Consider the following 16,493-nt stretch of genomic DNA (forward strand, 5'->3'; position numbering starts at 1 on the left):
CTGCCGGTCCGATCCCGCACTCAAGGCGCGGGATCGGAGCGCCTCAGAACTTGATACTACGGCGCGGCATGCAACCGCGCCGTTATCGTTTCCGGCAAGAGGTCGATGACCATGCGGCGCAGCCGCTGCCAGAAAATACCGATGAATAAGACGGTCACCCCGACGACTGCAAGGGCGATGAAGACGTAGCTATCGAGCGACGCATTGGTCTTGCTCAATACGGTCCAGATCGCACCGCCAAGCGACAACAGCCCCGATGTGACGAAAGCGCGCCGGTCGATGACGAGCCCGACCAGCATGAACACGGCGACGATCACGATTGCGGAAGCGGCCTGATTGAAGCTCGCCTGTCCGTCCCACCATGTTGCGCCACCATTGGCCAGAAACACCAGTCCCATCAGCGAATAGAGCAGAGCCGGCGCGGCTGCCAGGTGCAGCCAGAAGGCGATGTCCGAACGGGTGGTGAGCCGCTGAGGGTCCGAGACGTCGTAGCGCATGGCGATCGCGAACACGGCCATCGCCCCCACGAACAGGGTCAGCGGAAAGAGCAGGACGTGGTCGGGGTTGGCAACGTCGATACCGAAGACCTTCTGGAAGGCGATGAACACCGCCACCACGCAGAGCATCGCGATCGACAGCACCAGGCCGGCCAGCGCCAGCGGAACGCGGTAGCGCCAGTAGAACAGCGCCAGCGGGATCGGGAAGGCAGCAACATAGGTCAGGCCGAAGGTCAGGGGGTGCCAGGCATCCCCGTGATCGTCCACGAACCACATCGAGGTCATTGCGACCCAGTGGACGAGCGCGAGCGTCAGCACCACCGAAGGCAGCGCCAGACGCTGGCGCCGCACGAGAATTTCCGCAAGCACGAGAATGACGGGCAGCGTTGCGAGTGGGCCGGTCAGGCCCCACAAGCCGATGAGGACCACCACGACGCCGATCGTGATCAGGATATCGTGGAAGCCTCTGATGAAGCGGGGCTGTTCGCTGTCTTCCGCCGCCCGCGCATCGAGCGCGGCGTCGGCCCTGTCGGCCGCGGCATCCGATGCCACTGGTCCGAAACGGAAGCCGCGATCGGCGAGATACACTTCGAGATCGCGCACCTGATGCGCTGAGATGATGCCTTTTTCGGCTGCGCCCGCGAGCGCTCTGTTCAGTTCGGTCACGCGCTTTCCTCAGTCAAGACACGAGCGGATGGGACGGATAGTCAGCTGGTTGCATGGACAAGAGCCAAGCGCAACCGGGAAACGTCGCGGGAGGACCTCGATGTTGCCTATGTCCGCGCAAATCGATTCCGCTTGCGGAAATTATGCAGTAGGTAATGCGGCAACAAATCAGACGGGACAAGGCAAGCATGCTCTACTTCGAGGATTTTTCCGAAGGCCGGCGGTTCGACTACAAGCCGGTCGAGATGAAGCCGCCGGAGATGATCACGTTCGCCAGCGAATTCGACCAGCAGCCGATGCATCTTGATGAAGAGGCGGGAAAACGCAGCATCCTGGGCGGTCTCGCCGCCTCCGGCTGGCACACCAGCGCCGTCGGCATGCGCATGATGCTCGACGCCTTCATGAGCAATTCCACGTCCCAGGGCTCGCCCGGCATCGATTTCATGGACTGGAGGAAGCCGGTCATTGCCGGCGACGTGCTCTCTGGCTTCAGCCTGGTGATCGAGGCGCGCCGTTCGAAGTCGAAACCGGATCTCGGCATCGTCAAGTTCCGCAACGAAATCAACAACCAGGCCGGCGAGCCCGTGGCGGTTTCCGAATGCTCGGTTCTCTTTCGCTGCCGCGACAAGGGCAAAGCCTGATGATGACGATGGAAGAATTCTACGCGGCCAAGAGCCGGACCGTCATCGGCAGCCTGACCTTTACGGCCGAGGACATCATCCGCTTTGCCACCGACTTCGATCCCCAGCCCTTCCATCTCGATGCGGAAGCGGCGCGGCATTCGCTATTTGGCGGCCTCTGCGCCTCGGGCTGGCATACCTGCGCGGGGTGGATGCAGTGCTTCGTCAAGTTCTGGCGAAACGAGCAGCGGCGGCTTGCGGCCGAAGGCCTGAAGGCGCCGAACCTCGGCCCCTCGCCCGGATTTCGCGACCTGAAATGGTTGAAGCCGGTCTATGCCGACGACACGGTCACCTACTTCGTCACCTTCCTCGAAAGCCGTTCGCTTGCCTCCAAACCCGGCTGGCGGATCAACACGATCCTGTGCGAAGGCGAAAACCAGCACGGCGAAGCGGTGATCCGTTTCGAGAGCAAGGTCATCGAGTTCGTCTGACCGGACCAAACCGGTCAGGCACCATCATTTCTTAAAATCGCCTTCCGCCGGGTGTAAACTCCCAAGCTACAGGTTGCGCGCCCTCAGCCGCGCCGAAGCGGCTTCAGGGCAGCTACCATTGCTAGCGGAGGAGCGGCTATGGAAAGAACCCACGCCCGCGAACTGGCGGACGAATATCTGCGTCTTGGCGGTCACCGACGCGTCGTCATCGATGATAACGAGACATCGGTCCGAAGCTGGGAAGACGAGCCGCCGGAAGCCGAAAAATTCTGGCTCACCGAAGTGGAGACATTGTCGCCGGCAGCCCAGCGCGAAGTGCAATTGATGCTGCGGACGATCAACCGCATGTAGGCCAAAGGAAGGGCGCGGTTCTCCGCACCCATCCCGCGGACCGATCAGTGGCCCTCGAACTCGATCAGCGTGCGGACATTGACGCCGAGCGCTTCGAGTTTCTTGCGCCCGCCGAGTTCGGGCAGGTCGATGACGAAACAGGCGGCGACGATCTCGGCGCCCATCTGCTTCAGAAGCTTGGTGGCCGCTTCCGCCGTGCCGCCAGTCGCGATCAGGTCGTCGACCAGGATCACCTTTTCGCCCGGACGGATCGCGTCCTTGTGCATTTCCATCTCGTCGACGCCGTATTCCAAGCTGTAGGCGATGCGCACGGTGTCGTGCGGCAGCTTGCCCTTCTTGCGGATCGGCACGAAGCCAGAGGAAAGCTGATGCGCGATCGCGCCACCGAGGATGAAACCACGCGCCTCGATACCGGCGATCTTGTCGATCTTGGTGCCGGCATAGGGATGCACCAGTTCGTCGATTGCGCGACGGAAGGCGCGCGGATTGCCGAGCAAGGTGGTGATATCGCGAAACATCACGCCCGGCTTCGGATAGTCAGGAATGTTCCGGATGGCGGCAATCAGTTCCGATTGAACGGTGGAGGTCATGGGCAAAAGGGCCTTTGCGTCTCTTGTTACCGCAAACCCATAACACCAACGGCCCGCTTGTCTATAACGGTTTCTTGTCGCGCGTTCGGCGGGAACAATTGGCCGTGCCGGGGGTTGATGCTACTCTGACCGTGCGGTCGCCCGACCGGCGCGCCGCGCTCTCGCATCAAACTTACACAGGGAAGGAAGCAACCATGCGCCTGTTTGAATGCGGTTCCCTCGTCCCGGGCTGCGAATGGCACACCCGCGCCGACAACGATGCCGAAATCGTGCGCCGCGTCGTCGATCACATGCGCGAAACGCACGGCGAAACCGTCATCCGCGAAAACATGATCGACAACATCAAGGCCCGGATCACCGACGAGTCCAAGGCGGCTTAAGCCGTCCTCAAGGCGGCGTGAGCCGTCCGGCCAAGACGGCCTGATCAGGACGGCTGCACCATGGCTTCGAGCCGGGCGACGAGGTTTGCCCGGTCGAGATTGAAGTTACGCTCGATCCAGAGGTTCTCGAGTTCGCCGAGGATCTCGCCCACCCGCGGGCCGGCCGGCACACCGGCCTTCAGCACGTCACCGCCGTTCAACGGAAAGCTTGGCCGCTTGAAGGCCTCGGCCCGCGCCAGAAGACGGCGCAGCGAAGCAGTCTCGGACAAGAACGCCGGGTCGCCTTCCGACTTGCGCCGCGCTGTTGAGATCGCCAGCCGCAGCCGCACGACAATGCCTTCCACCCCATGACGATAGAGCAGCCGATCGAAGGCCGTGTCGACGGTCGTCGCCGGGACCGCAGGCGCCTTGGCCCAGCGGCTGAAGAAAGCGGCTTCCACCTTCGATACACGCAAACGCTCCGCCATGGCCTCCAGACGCTGCTCGTCCGGCGGCACGATCGCGGAAAGGCGCAGAAGCGGATCCGGCTTCCAACCGAAGGCCCGCTCGGCGGCAACGAGTTCCGGGATCGCGTCGATGCCCCATTTCTCGGTTTCCGGCAGGATCTCGGTGAGCACGCCGGCCTGGCGCATCCACAGCAGTGCGCGGCCGGGATCATCGGCCGAAAGCAGCTTCTTCGTTTCCGCCCAGACCCGCTCGGCCGAAAGCTTCGCAAGCTTCGAGCGCGCGCGGGCACAGGCGCGCAGGCCATCGGCATCCGGCCGGCCGCGGCCGTAATGGGCGAAGAAGCGGAAGAAGCGCAGGATGCGCAGATAGTCTTCGGCGACCCGTTCGCTGGCATCGCCGATGAAGCGCAGCGTGCGCGTTTCGATATCGGCGAGACCGCCGACATCGTCGAAGACCTCGCCGCGGTCGTTGGCATAGAGCGCGTTGATGGTGAAGTCCCGCCGCTCGGCATCCGCCTTCCAGTCGGTACCGAAGGCGACTTCGGCGCGACGGCCGTCGGTCGCAACGTCACGGCGCAGCGTCGTCACCTCATAGGGCATGCCGTCGATGACGAGCGTCACCGTGCCATGGTCGATGCCGGTCGGCACCACCTTGATGCCGGCCGCCTTCGCCCGCTCGGCGACCTCTTCGGGGCGCCAGGTGGTTGCCATGTCGATATCGCCGGCCGGCAAGCCCATCAGGCTGTTGCGCACCGCGCCGCCGACGACCCGGACCTCGCCGCCGTCGACATTGAGCACATCGAAAACGCGACGCAGGGAGGGCGTCGAGAACCAGCCTTCGCCAGCAACCGAGGTCATGCATAAAGCCTTTCATAGAGCATGCGCAGAATTCCGGCGGTGATACCCCAGATGTTGCGGCCGCCATAGGGCATCCGGTAGAAATGCCGTTCCTCGCCCTGCCAGTGCCCGCTGCCGCGGTCGTGATTGCCGGGGTCCATCAGGAAGGACAGCGGCACCTCGAAGACGCTTTCGACCTCTTCCGGGTTGGGCACGAGCTCGAAACCCGGCTTGACCACCGCCAGCACCGGGGTGATGCGGAAACCGGACATCGCCATGTAGTGCGGCAGCCGGCCGATGGTTTCGACGAAGCGCGGATCGAGCCCGATCTCTTCCTGCGCCTCGCGCAGCGCTGCGACTTCGATCGACCGGTCTTCGGGGTCCACGGCACCGCCCGGAAAGGCGACCTGGCCGGAATGCTTACGCAGGCTGGTTGTGCGTTGGGTGAGGATAACCGTCGCATCGTCGCCGTCGTCGACAACCGGCACCAGGACTGCGGCATCCTTGAGCTTCAGCGTCTCCAGATAGGGCACCATGCCCGGATTGAGCAGGAAGTCGCCGTGCTCGCGCCAGGAGGTCTCGATCGGCCCGCCCATCTGGGTCAGCGCCCGACGACGAAACTCGTCGGCTGAGAAGGGATGCGCATTCATCGGGAGAGCGCTTCCAGTTCGGCCGCCGGCATGATCGGGAAGACCGCGCCGCCCGAGCGCACGCAGAACATCTCCGTGCCGTCGATCGCGACCGTTTCACCCAGCTCGACGATGTCGTACATGACCGGCCGCGACACCAGGGCCTCCAGCCGCCCGCGCACATGCAGGTAAGGCTTCAGCTCGCGGTTCTCGCCATGGATGACGAAGCGCAGCGGATGCTCCGCCCCGGCTTCGACCACGTCGCCGACATTGGTGCGGAAGGTCAGGAGCTGACCCTTTTCCCCCTCGGTCACGCTCATCTCGACAGCGACGAAGGGCGCATCGACGATGCGGATGCCGACCTTTTCCACAGGCGTGACGAGATAGGTGCGCCCGTCCTCGTCCTTGCGCAAAACGGTGGAAAACAGCCTGACCAAGGGCTGCCGGCCGATCGGCGTGCCCAGATAGAACCAGGTACCGTCGGCGCGGATCTCCATGTCGATGTCGCCGCAAAACGGCGGATTCCAGCGGTCAACCGGTGGCAGGCCGCGCGCTTTTTCGCCGGCCTGCCCGGCGGCACGCGCAATCAGGGCCGCCAGTCCGGCCGCATCGCCGGTTTGCTGAATTTCGGCTTCTGCCATTGTTCCGTCCCGTTTGACCTCGATTTTGCATCGAGACCTTTGATATCTCACGAGATAGTGCGTCGGCGCCGACTTGTCAGCCGTCCGGCAGGGTCTAAATTGGATTTTGGCGACTGAAATCCCGGCTACCGCATGATTCCTTAAATCGGGATCGATCTAAGGACAGGCGTCTTGCGGCGGCTCAATATTACAGCGAGCCTGGCGCGCTCTATAAGGACGCGCGGCGCTGTAGGGGCGATTCGGTTTAACAACGGGCGACCGGGGAGTATGACCATGAGTGTGATGAAGGGCGCGGCTGACGCGATCGACGAGAAGGCGATTGTCGCTGCGGCCGAAAGTGCGCTGGGCGAAATCGCCCGGGTGCGCGCGGAAGTCGGCAAAGTCATCTTCGGCCAGGAAAGCGTCGTCGAACAGACCCTGCTCGCGGTCCTTTCCGGCGGCCATGCCCTGCTCGTCGGCGTTCCCGGCCTTGCCAAGACCAAACTCGTCGCCACGCTCGGCACCGTGCTCGGGCTCGATTCCAGCCGCGTGCAGTTCACGCCCGACCTGATGCCCTCGGATATCCTCGGCTCCGAAGTGATGGACCAGGATGCGGCCGGCCATCGCTCGTTCCGCTTCATTCCCGGCCCGATCTTCACGCAGTTGCTGATGGCCGACGAAATCAACCGCGCCTCGCCGCGCACCCAGTCGGCGCTGCTGCAGGCCATGCAGGAGTATCACATCACGGTGGCCGGCGCCCGCAAGGACCTGCCGCAGCCCTTCCATGTGCTTGCAACGCAGAACCCGCTTGAGCAGGAAGGCACCTATCCCCTGCCCGAGGCGCAGCTCGACCGCTTCCTGATGCAGGTCGACGTCGGCTATCCGGACCTTGCCGCCGAGCGCCAGATCCTGCTCGAAACGACAGGTGTCGGCGAAGCGACGGCGCACCCGGTCATCGATGCCGCCCGGCTGCTGCAGATCCAGAGCCTTATCCGCCAGATGCCCGTCGGCGAGAAGGTGGTCGACGCGATCCTGTCGCTGGTGCGCTCCGCCCGTCCGGGCAACGGCAATGCCGCGACCGACAAGAACGTCGCCTGGGGTCCAGGCCCGCGCGCCGGTCAGGCGCTGATGCTCTGCGCCCGCGCCCGCGCGCTCTATGACGGCCGCCTGGCGCCTTCGATCGACGATATCCTGGCGCTTGCCGAGCCCGTCTTGCAGCACCGCATGGCGCTGACCTTCGCCGCCCGCGCCGAAGGCATGACGGTTCGCGACGTCGTCGCCGATCTGGTGAAGCAGGCCAGAGGCTGACGCATGGCCACCGTCGGGCACATAGTCTCGCGTACTCCCGCCAGTGAAGTGCTTTCACGCGCGCAGCAGCGCGCAATGCTCGTTCCCGATTGCCTGGTCGAGGCGCGACGGATCGCCAACACCGTGATCTCCGGCTGGCACGGTCGGCGCAAGCGCGGCATAGGCGAGAATTTCTGGCAATTCCGGCCCTATTCCGATGGCGAAAGCATGTCGCGCATCGACTGGCGACGTTCTGCCCGTGACGACCATACCTATGTGCGCGACCGCGAATGGGAAGCCGCCCACACCATCTGGCTGTGGGCCGATCTCTCGCCGTCGATGATGTACAAGTCGAAGCTCGGCACCGTGTCCAAGGAAAGCCGCGCGCTGGTGCTGATGCTGGCACTCGCCGAAATCCTTGCGCGCTCGGGCGAGCGCATCGGCTGCCCAGGCATCATGGAGCCTGTCTCCGCGCGCAACGCCGCCGAACGGCTGGCGACTGCCATCATGCTCAGCCCGCTTGCCGAGGGCCTGCCCGAAACCGGAATGATCCGCAGCGCCAGCGACCTCGTGCTGATCGGCGATTTCCTCGATCCTGCCGAAAAGATCATGGACCGCCTCGGCCCGCTGGCCAGGCGCGGCCTGCGCGGCCATGTGGTCGAGATTGCCGACCCGGCCGAAGAAGTGTTCCCCTATTCCGGCCGGACCGAATTCACCGACCCGGAGACCGGCGAGAAGCTGACCGCCGGCCGCGCCGAAGTGCTGCGTGAAGACTATCAGCGCGCCTATATCGGCCGCCGCGACACGCTCGGCGTAACGCTCCGCCATCTCGGCTGGACCTTCACCCCGCACAAGACCGACCGGCCCGCCTCCGAGGCACTCGTCGCCGTGCACACCTATCTCTCCGGGATGCCGGGACGCGCGACCCACGGAGGCCAGCTATGAGCGGCCTCGCCTTCCTCTTCACCAATCCGGCCATCCTTGCCGCCCTGGTTGCCCTGCCGGTCATCTGGTGGCTGCTGCGCATGACGCCGCCAAGGCCGTCGGCCGAAGTCTTTCCGCCGCTGCGCATCCTCGCCTCGGTGATGAAGCGCGAGGAGACCCCGGCGCAAAGCCCGTGGTGGCTGACGCTGTTGCGCATGCTGATGGCTGCAGCGCTGATCCTTGCGATTGCCGATCCGGTGATCAACCCACGGCAGAACACGCTTTCGGCAGCCGGTCCGCTCGCGCTCGTCGTCGACAACAGCTGGGCGACAGTCTCCGACTGGAACCAGCGCGTCGAAGCCGCCAGTGCGCTGATCGACGATGCCGAAGCCAAGGAGCTTCCGGTTTCGATCGTCTTTACCACCGACCGCCAGCATGACGCGACGCCGGCCTCCGCCGCCACGGCGCGCGACCGCCTGGCCGCCGCGCAGCCGCAGCCGCTGCCGGCCGACCGCGGCCGGGCGCTTGCCGCCATGAAGACCGCATTTGCCGGCACTCCGCCCGGAACCCTCGCCTTCCTCAGCGACGGCATCGAAGCGTCGAATGGCGGAACGATGGAGCAGATCGCGGAACTCGGCGCTGCGAATGTCCGCCGGGTCGAAGGCAATGCGGAAAGCGCCATCGCGCTGACCGCCGCAACCAACGAAAACGACGGAATGCGGGTTACCGCCTCGCGCCTGCCGCTCGGCGAACCACGCGCCTATTACGTGCTCGCCCGTGACATTCGCGGCACCGCGATCGCCGAGGGCGAGCTTCGCTTCGCGACCGGCGCCACCACGGCGGATGCCTTGTTGAAAGCGCCCTTCGAGCTGCGCAACGACTTTACGCGCCTGACGATCGAGGGCCAGGCGACGGCCGGCGCCATCCACCTCTTGGATGACGGCAACCGCCGCCGCCGGGTCGCTCTTCTCAGCGGCGAGGTCCATCAGTCTCAGCCGCTGCTTTCGCCGCTCTATTACATCAAGCGCGCGCTCGAGCCGCATGCCGACCTGATCGAGCCCCGCGAGGAGGCGGTCGGCAAGGCCATCGCCGAGCTCCTGGCGCAAAACCCGTCGATCCTCGTCATGGCCGACGTCGGCCGCCTGCCGGACGAAAGCTACCCGCTGGTCACGCGCTGGCTGGAAAATGGCGGCATGCTGGTGCGCTTCGCCGGCCCGAGGCTCGCCGGCGCTCCCGCCGACGACCCGCTCGTTCCGGTCGTGCTTCGCCAAGGCGAGCGCACGCTCGATGGCGCGCTTTCCTGGTCGGAGCCACAGCCGCTTGCCGACTACCCGCCCACAAGCCCCTTTACCGGACTGGAGCGCCCGCGTGACGTGCTGGTGAAGCGTCAGGTGCTGGCGCAACCGACACCCGATCTGACGGAGCGGACCTGGGCCAACCTCGCCGACGGCACGCCGCTGGTGACGACCGCAGAGCGCGGCCGCGGCCGCATCGTGCTCTTCCATGTGAGCGCCGATCCGAACTGGTCGAACCTGCCGATCTCAGGCTCGTTCGTCGACATGCTGCGCCGGTCGATCCAGCTGTCGCGCGCTGGCGGCGTTGCCGGCGACCAACCAAGCAAGGCCCAGACATTGCCGCCCTACCGCCTGGTAAGCGCCCGCGGCGAACTGACCGGCGATACCGGCAGCGCCCGCCCGCTCGAAATCGCACCCGGCGTCGCGCCCACCGTTTCCGCCGACACACCCCCTGGGCTCTACGGCTCGGAGGAAGGTTTCGTCGCCAACAATCTGCTGCCTGACGGCGGCAAGCTCACCCCGATTACCGGCAATCTCGTCGGGGCACGGGCCGAAGGACTGGAGGGCGCCCGGCCTTTCTCGATCCGGCCCTATCTCTTCGGCCTGGCGCTGGCGCTTTTCGTCCTCGACACGCTGATCGTGCTCCACATGGCCGGCGGTCTCGCCGGGATGCGCCGGCGCGCAGGCCGTGGCGCCGCGGCCGCGGCACTGGTCGCAACTCTCGGCCTTGCAACGCTCGGCCTTGCCGTCGCCCCGGCGATCGCCCATGCGCAGGACAGCCAGCCGAGCGACGAGCAGACGCTGCAACGGCTGGACACGACCCATCTTGCCTATGTCATCACCGGCGAGCAGGAGGTCGACCGCCTCTCCGAACAGGGCCTCATCGGTCTCAGCAACTATCTGACCTACCGCACGGCGCTGGAACCGGGCGCACCCGTCGGCGTCGATCTCGAACAGGACGAGCTGGCCTTCTATCCGATCATCTACTGGCCGGTTTCGGCCACCGCCCCGATGCCGAGCAGCCGGGTGATGAGCCGGATCGACGCCTATATGCGCAACGGCGGCACCGTGCTCTTCGACACGCGCGACCAGTTCTCGTCGCTGACACCGTCGGATGCCGGCGACAGCCCCAACGTGCAGCGCCTGCAGGCGATGCTGAGCGGGCTCGACATTCCACCGCTGGAGCCGGTGCCTTCCGACCATGTGCTGACGAAGGCCTTCTACCTGCTTTCGAACTTCCCCGGGCGCTATGCGGAAAGCCAGCTCTGGGTCGAGGCCGCCCCCAATGGTGACGAAGACCGCAGCAATCGCCCCGTGCGCGGCGGCGACGGCGTCACGCCGATCATGATCACCGGCAACGATTTTGCCGGGGCCTGGGCCGTTGATGTCAACGGTGCGCCGCTCCTGCCGACGGTGCCGCCGGACGAAATGCAGCGCGAATATGCCTACCGCGCCGGCGTCAACATCATGATGTATATGCTGACGGGCAACTACAAGGCCGATCAGGTTCACGTGCCGGACCTTCTGCAAAGGCTTGGACAGTGAGGGCCGATCGATGACCTATGGCTTTGCCCCGCTGATCCCGTGGATCTACTTCGTCCCGCTGCTAGCAGTCGCGGCGCTGTTCATCGCCTATGGCCTCTGGCAGAAGGTGCGCGGCGCCTGGCTGCGCCTGGCGGCACTCGCAGCACTGGGGCTGGCAATCGCCAATCCCTCGATTTTCGTGGAACTGCGCGATCCGCTCTCGACCATCGTCGCCGTCGTCGTCGACCGCAGCCAGAGCCAGCAGAACGGCGATCGCACCGCGCAGACCGATCGCGCCGTCGAGGGCCTGAAAGAACGGCTGTCGGCCATACCGCTGATCGAGCCACGCATCATCGAGGCAAACACCGATCCGGCAGATGTCTCGCCATCGACCAATCTCTTCTCCGCGCTCGCCTCCTCGCTCTCTGACGTTCCGCCGGCGCGCATCGGCGGCGCGATTTTCGTCACCGACGGCCAGATCCATGACGTTCCCGATGTAGGTCGCACGCTCGGCTTCGACGCGCCCGTGCACGGGCTGATCACCGGCAAGCCCGATGAATTCGACCGGCGTGTGGAACTGATCAACCCGCCGCGCTTCGGCATCGTCGGCGAGGAGCAGAAGCTCTCGTTCCGGGTGGTCGACGATGGCGCTGCCCCCGGCGGCAGCGCTGAAGTCACGATCCGCCTCAACGGCAACGAGATCGCCCGCGAGCGCGCCGAACCTGGCACCGACGTTCCCTTCGCCTTCAACGTTCCGCGCGGCGGCAACAACGTGCTCGAATTTGCCGTCGATGCTGTTCCGGGCGAAGTGACGACGGCCAACAACCGTGCGGTCCACGTGCTCGACGGCATCCGCGAGAACCTGCGCGTGCTCTTGGTCTCCGGCGAGCCGCATGCCGGCGAGCGCGCCTGGCGCAACCTCTTGAAATCCGACGCGGCCGTCGATCTCGTGCACTTCACCATTCTGCGGCCGCAGGAAAAGCAGGACGGCACGCCGATCAACGAGTTGTCGCTGATCGCCTTCCCGACGCGCGAACTCTTCGTCGACAAGATCAACGAGTTCGACCTGATCATTCTCGACCGCTACCAGCACCGCGGCCTGTTGCCGATCCTCTACTACGACAACATCGCGCAATATGTGGAGAATGGTGGCGCGCTGCTGATCGCGGCCGGCCCCGAACATGCCGGCGACGATTCGATTGCAGCGACACCGCTTGAGGCCGTGCTGCCGGCAGCACCCACGGGTGTGATGAACGAAAAGGCCTTCTTCCCCCGCCTGTCGGAGGAAGGAAAGAAGCATCCGGTGACCCGCGGTCTCGAAGGCTCCGACAGCGAGCCGCCGCACTGGGGCCGCTGGTTCCGCACGGTCGACGTCAACCGGCCGCAGGGCCATACGGTCATGGAAGCGGCCGACGGCAAACCGCTGCTGGTGCTCAACCGCGTCGGCAAGGGCCGCGTCGCCATGCTGCTCTCCGACCAGGGCTGGCTCTGGGCGCGCGGCTTCGAAGGCGGCGGCCCGCACGTGTCGCTCTATCGCCGCACCGCCCATTGGCTGATGCAGGAGCCCTCGCTCGAAGAAGAGGCGCTGACCGCGCGCGCCCGCGGCCGCACGCTGGAAATCACCCGCCAGACGATCGATGGCGAACCGGGTTCGGTGACCTTGACCTCGCCGTCCGGCGAGAAGCAGGACGTCAAGCTGACCGAACGGCAGCCGGGCCTCTACTCGGCCGAAGTCGCCACCACCGAAACCGGGCTGTTCGAGATGTCGAACGGCGAGCTCACGGCTCTTGCCCATGTCGGCGACCCCAACGCTCCGGAATTCAAGGCGGCGATCTCGACCGAGGACAAGCTGCGTCCCTGGGCGGACAAGACCAAGGGCCTCGTGCGGCGCCTTGCCAGTGTCGATGGACCACTCGACCTGCCCACGGTTCTGCCGGTCAGGGGCTCGGTGCGCGCAGCAGACGACCAGCGGCTCTCGATCCGCATGACCGACGAAACCGTGCTGAAGGGCGTCAATTCCGTGCCGCTGTTTACCGGCTTCCTTGGCCTTGCGGCGCTGCTGCTACTGATTTCCGCCACCTGGTATCGCGAGGGACGATGAGCGAGCGCACCATGATCGTCAGCGACCTTCGCGAAGCGCCGCATTTCTTCGATGCCGTGGCAGACCGCATCTGGCGCGCCTGGTGGGAGCCCCATGGCTTTCCGCTGGAACACATCACCGGCCTGCTTGAGGAGAGCCTTGCCGCCGATACCGAGCAGCTGTGTCTGGTGGCGCATGCCGGCGACGATTTCGTCGGCACCGCCTCGGTCATCGCCTCCGACCTTGAGGAGCGGCCGGATCTCACCCCTTGGGTCGCTGCCGTCTGGGTCGATCCACAGTTCCGCGGCGCCGGCGTCGGCGGCGACATCGTGCTGAAGGCAGCGCAGGCGGCGCTCGATACGGGCGCCGAAGCCGTGCATCTCTGCGCCCTCTCGGGCAAGCGCGCCTTCTACGAGCGCCTCGGCTGGCAACTCGACGAGACCGATGTCGGCGAGGACCGCCTGGATGTTTTCAGCATGCGCCGTGTCGAAAGGTAAGGACCGATGTTCGTCGTCACCGACGCCGCACCGCCCGAAGCGATCGAAGCCATCGGCAACGGCCTGACCGCCTTCAACGCCGCCGATATCGGCCCGTCGGAGCGCCGCCCCCTCTCCGTCCTGGTCGGTGGTCCCGAAGCAAAGGGTCGACGCGGTGGCTTGAACGGTTACACCGGCTGGGGTTGGCTGTTCGTGCAGTGGCTGTGGCTGCCGGAAGATCTTCGCGGCCAGGGACTTGCCGGCAAGTTGCTGCAGGCGGCCGAGGACGAAGCGCGCAGTCGCGGCTGCCACAGCGCCTGGATCGACACCTTCAACCCGCAGGCCCTGCGCGCTTACGAACGCCAGGGCTATGCGGCCTTCGGTGAACTGCCGGATTTCCCTGTTGGCCGAACCCGGGTGTTTCTGAAGAAGTCGTTCGTGACGCGATAAGATCCGCGTCAGCCGGCTAGCGGCAACGCGATCGGCTGCGCCTGCACCAGCTTGTCATCCCGCCAGGCGATGACGCCGGAAAGACCGGCATGCACGCCCTCGGCCATCGGCACGACGAGCACCCGCGCCGGATCGACCGGCCCCGGGAACTCGAGTGCCGCGTAGCGCACCTTCTCGAAACCGAGCGGCTGGTAATAGGGCGGGTCGCCGACGAGGATCACCGCGTGCGAGCCCTTCCGCCGTGCCGCCTCGACCGCGATGCGCACCAGTTCCCGCCCGATGCCCTGGTTCTTGTGCGACGGCCGGACGGCGAGCGGCCCGAGCAGATGGCCCTTGATCGAGCCCGCCATGACCGGCGTCATCCGGACCGATGCGATCGTCTCGCCATTGTCGGCGCAGATGAAGGACAGCGACCGGTCATGCGGCCCCTGCTCGCGAATGCGCGCGGCAGCGCGTGCGAACCGGCCGGGGCCGAAAGCTTCTTCGTTGATGATTTCGATGGCTGCGTCGTGGGACGCGTCTTCGGTCAGATAGACGAGATCGTGCTTTTTCATGAGATCGAGAAACCAGGCATGCGAACAGACATAGGGATGGCTTCGCCCGATGAGGGCGTTGGCAGCATCAGCGTCGTCGCAGGTTTCCCGAGAACATCATCTGTGTGGATTCTTCCAGACACGAAAAAAGTTGTGAAATCGCCGATAGCAGAAATTTGCCCTCTGTCAAAGCCTAAAACGCACTGTTCCGATTTCGCTACCTATCGAATGGCGCTGGAAGCGTTATCTATTGAGGCAACGATCACGAAGGAGTTTGTCCGATGGGCAGGTTGGTGGATGGCGTCTGGCAGGACGTCTGGTACGACACGGTGGCAACGAACGGCCACTTCAAGCGCAGCGCTTCGCAGTTCCGCAACTGGGTGACGGCGGACGGATCGGCCGGCCCGAGCGGCGACGCCGGCTTCAAGGCCGAGGCCGATCGCTACCATCTCTATGTTTCGCTCGCCTGTCCCTGGGCGCACCGCACGCTGATCTTCCGCAAGCTGAAGAAGCTCGAGGACCTGATCTCGGTTTCGGTGGTCGATCCGCTGATGCTCGCCCAAGGCTGGGAGTTCAAGGACGGCGGCATCGGCACCGGCGACCATCTCTTCGGTTCGAAGGCGCTGTGGCAGGTCTATACCCGCGCCGACGCCAACTATTCCGGCCGCGTGACCGTTCCCATCCTCTGGGACAAGAAGCAGAACACGATCGTCTCGAATGAATCCTCCGAGATCATCCGGATGTTCAATTCCGCCTTCGATGGCCTGACCGGCTCGACGCTCGATTTCTACCCGGAAGAGCTGCGCGGCGAGATCGATGCGATGAACACCGACGTCTACAACGACGTCAACAACGGCGTCTACAAGGCCGGCTTTGCCACCACGCAATCCGCCTACGAGGAAAGTGTGAGCGCACTCTTTGCCCGCCTGGACAAGCTCGAAGAGCGCCTCGGCTCGCACCGTTACCTCACCGGCAGCCGTCTCACCGAGGCCGACTGGCGGCTGTTCACGACGCTCGTGCGCTTCGACCCCGTCTATGTCGGCCACTTCAAGTGCAACATCCGCCGGATCGCCGACTATCCGAACCTGCAAGCGTATCTGCAGGAACTCTATCAGGTGCCGGGCGTGGCCGAGACCGTCGACATGCGCCACATCAAGGAGCACTACTACCGCAGCCACACGACCATCAACCCGACGGGCGTCGTGCCGGTGGGCCCGGTGCTTGACCTCACCGCCCCGCACGGCCGTGAGGCGCTGTAGGCCCGCCCTGAAACGGACGATCGATCGCTACCAGTAGCGATCGATTGCGATGCCGCCGGCAAGTTCCGCAAGCCGGCGGCGTGTCGCCGGCGTGGTGTCGTCGGGCAGCGCGTCCAGGGCGAAGAAGCCGCTTTCGGCAATTTCGAGATCGGGCGTTTTCGGCGCGGTCTGGCTGACGCCATCGCAGCGGTAGAAGACGACATGGTCGCGACGGCTGGTACGCCTGTTGTAATAGACCTGGACGAGCACCGGTGGCGCCGAAACCTCAAGGTTCCCCTCCTCGCGCAACTCCCGCAACAATCCGTCGATCGAGGCTTCGTCGCGGTCGAGTCCCCCGCCCGGCAGGTGCCAGCCCGGCAGGTAGGAGTGGCGGACGAGGAAAACGCGGCCCTCGCCATCGAAACAGGCCGCCCGCACACCCATCGTCATGCCGCGCGCCAGAGCGTAGTAGCCATGCGCAAGCCACATCAGGAGCCGGAGATACCAGCGCCGCATCTCCGGTGGCCGATCCTGTTCCAGGCGTTTTTTCCTTCCTCGT

General features: G+C 65.1%; 18 protein-coding genes. 11 read left to right on the forward strand and 7 right to left on the reverse strand.

What is annotated here, in order from left to right:
* Nucleotides 1-56: 56 nt before the first annotated feature.
* A complete protein-coding gene (locus ACIQUG_RS08860; protein ID WP_402319829.1) occupies nucleotides 57-1,163 on the reverse strand; it encodes a hypothetical protein in 1,107 nt (368 codons plus the stop codon).
* A gap of 188 nt (nucleotides 1,164-1,351) precedes the next feature.
* On the opposite strand from ACIQUG_RS08860, the gene ACIQUG_RS08865 reads away from it, so the two are divergent.
* The 3 genes from ACIQUG_RS08865 (at nucleotide 1,352) to ACIQUG_RS08875 (ending at nucleotide 2,625) form a co-directional block, all read left to right on the forward strand.
* Complete coding sequence (locus tag ACIQUG_RS08865; RefSeq protein ID WP_402319832.1) at nucleotides 1,352-1,804, forward strand: MaoC family dehydratase; 453 nt, start codon at nucleotides 1,352-1,354, stop codon at nucleotides 1,802-1,804.
* Nucleotides 1,804-2,274 (forward strand): MaoC family dehydratase, encoded by a 471-nt coding sequence (locus ACIQUG_RS08870; protein WP_082006054.1) that lies wholly within the window; start codon nucleotides 1,804-1,806, stop codon nucleotides 2,272-2,274. The genes ACIQUG_RS08865 and ACIQUG_RS08870 overlap by 1 nt, the downstream gene beginning before the upstream one ends.
* A 138-nt stretch (nucleotides 2,275-2,412) precedes the next feature.
* Nucleotides 2,413-2,625 (forward strand): hypothetical protein, encoded by a 213-nt coding sequence (locus ACIQUG_RS08875; RefSeq protein WP_043618136.1) that lies wholly within the window; start codon nucleotides 2,413-2,415, stop codon nucleotides 2,623-2,625.
* 44 nt (nucleotides 2,626-2,669) lie between these two features.
* Here ACIQUG_RS08875 and ACIQUG_RS08880 read toward each other — a convergent pair whose 3' ends face one another.
* Nucleotides 2,670-3,215 (reverse strand): adenine phosphoribosyltransferase, encoded by a 546-nt coding sequence (locus ACIQUG_RS08880; protein WP_043618138.1) that lies wholly within the window; start codon nucleotides 3,213-3,215, stop codon nucleotides 2,670-2,672.
* Between the two features lie 194 nt (nucleotides 3,216-3,409).
* Here ACIQUG_RS08880 and ACIQUG_RS08885 point away from each other — a divergent pair, with 194 nt between their 5' ends.
* Complete coding sequence (locus ACIQUG_RS08885; RefSeq protein ID WP_034788815.1) at nucleotides 3,410-3,595, forward strand: DUF1059 domain-containing protein; 186 nt, start codon at nucleotides 3,410-3,412, stop codon at nucleotides 3,593-3,595.
* A 44-nt stretch (nucleotides 3,596-3,639) separates the two neighbouring features.
* Here ACIQUG_RS08885 and ACIQUG_RS08890 read toward each other — a convergent pair whose 3' ends face one another.
* Genes ACIQUG_RS08890 through ACIQUG_RS08900 form a run of 3 tightly spaced genes read right to left on the reverse strand, consistent with a single transcriptional unit; the run spans nucleotide 3,640 to nucleotide 6,148 of the window.
* A complete protein-coding gene (locus ACIQUG_RS08890) occupies nucleotides 3,640-4,899 on the reverse strand; it encodes a CCA tRNA nucleotidyltransferase (protein WP_402319837.1) in 1,260 nt (419 codons plus the stop codon).
* Nucleotides 4,896-5,528: a CoA pyrophosphatase gene (locus tag ACIQUG_RS08895; RefSeq protein WP_043618142.1), complete on the reverse strand. Its 633-nt coding sequence runs from the start codon at nucleotides 5,526-5,528 to the stop codon at nucleotides 4,896-4,898. Before ACIQUG_RS08895 ends, ACIQUG_RS08890 begins: the two co-directional genes overlap by 4 nt.
* Nucleotides 5,525-6,148 (reverse strand): DUF1285 domain-containing protein, encoded by a 624-nt coding sequence (locus ACIQUG_RS08900; protein ID WP_402319841.1) that lies wholly within the window; start codon nucleotides 6,146-6,148, stop codon nucleotides 5,525-5,527. The genes ACIQUG_RS08895 and ACIQUG_RS08900 overlap by 4 nt, the downstream gene beginning before the upstream one ends.
* A 273-nt stretch (nucleotides 6,149-6,421) precedes the next feature.
* Between ACIQUG_RS08900 and ACIQUG_RS08905 the strand changes: the two genes are divergently transcribed.
* From ACIQUG_RS08905 to ACIQUG_RS08930, 6 genes are read left to right on the forward strand one after another with little or no spacing between them, the layout of a single operon-like run.
* Complete coding sequence (locus ACIQUG_RS08905; protein WP_192446916.1) at nucleotides 6,422-7,435, forward strand: MoxR family ATPase; 1,014 nt, start codon at nucleotides 6,422-6,424, stop codon at nucleotides 7,433-7,435.
* A 3-nt stretch (nucleotides 7,436-7,438) separates the two neighbouring features.
* On the forward strand, nucleotides 7,439-8,359 hold the full coding sequence (locus tag ACIQUG_RS08910; RefSeq protein WP_034788827.1) for a DUF58 domain-containing protein: 921 nt from the start codon (nucleotides 7,439-7,441) through the stop codon (nucleotides 8,357-8,359).
* Nucleotides 8,356-11,178 carry a DUF4159 domain-containing protein gene (locus tag ACIQUG_RS08915; RefSeq protein WP_402319845.1) on the forward strand — a complete coding sequence of 941 codons (2,823 nt, stop codon included), beginning with the start codon at nucleotides 8,356-8,358 and terminating at the stop codon, nucleotides 11,176-11,178. Before ACIQUG_RS08910 ends, ACIQUG_RS08915 begins: the two co-directional genes overlap by 4 nt.
* A 10-nt stretch (nucleotides 11,179-11,188) precedes the next feature.
* Nucleotides 11,189-13,258, forward strand: a complete 2,070-nt coding sequence (locus ACIQUG_RS08920) for a hypothetical protein (protein WP_402319848.1) — start codon at nucleotides 11,189-11,191, stop codon at nucleotides 13,256-13,258.
* Nucleotides 13,255-13,734 carry a GNAT family N-acetyltransferase gene (locus tag ACIQUG_RS08925; protein WP_402319851.1) on the forward strand — a complete coding sequence of 160 codons (480 nt, stop codon included), beginning with the start codon at nucleotides 13,255-13,257 and terminating at the stop codon, nucleotides 13,732-13,734. The genes ACIQUG_RS08920 and ACIQUG_RS08925 overlap by 4 nt, the downstream gene beginning before the upstream one ends.
* A gap of 6 nt (nucleotides 13,735-13,740) precedes the next feature.
* Nucleotides 13,741-14,163, forward strand: coding sequence for a GNAT family N-acetyltransferase (locus ACIQUG_RS08930; RefSeq protein ID WP_402319854.1), 423 nt, complete (start codon nucleotides 13,741-13,743; stop codon nucleotides 14,161-14,163).
* Nucleotides 14,164-14,171: 8 nt separating this feature from the next.
* Here the strand turns inward: ACIQUG_RS08930 and ACIQUG_RS08935 are convergent, their stop codons facing one another.
* Entirely contained in the window at nucleotides 14,172-14,717 is a 546-nt protein-coding gene (locus tag ACIQUG_RS08935; protein ID WP_402319857.1) for a GNAT family N-acetyltransferase, read from the reverse strand.
* A gap of 260 nt (nucleotides 14,718-14,977) precedes the next feature.
* Between ACIQUG_RS08935 and ACIQUG_RS08940 the strand changes: the two genes are divergently transcribed.
* Nucleotides 14,978-15,955, forward strand: coding sequence for a glutathione S-transferase family protein (locus tag ACIQUG_RS08940; protein WP_402319860.1), 978 nt, complete (start codon nucleotides 14,978-14,980; stop codon nucleotides 15,953-15,955).
* A 27-nt stretch (nucleotides 15,956-15,982) separates the two neighbouring features.
* On the opposite strand, the gene ACIQUG_RS08945 is transcribed toward ACIQUG_RS08940, so the two are convergent.
* On the reverse strand, nucleotides 15,983-16,450 hold the full coding sequence (locus ACIQUG_RS08945) for an NUDIX domain-containing protein (protein ID WP_402319863.1): 468 nt from the start codon (nucleotides 16,448-16,450) through the stop codon (nucleotides 15,983-15,985).
* Between the last annotated feature and the right edge of the window lie 43 nt (nucleotides 16,451-16,493).

This window comes from Ensifer sp. NPDC090286, assembly GCF_044769565.1.
In the GTDB taxonomy this organism is placed as follows: domain Bacteria; phylum Pseudomonadota; class Alphaproteobacteria; order Rhizobiales; family Rhizobiaceae; genus Ensifer.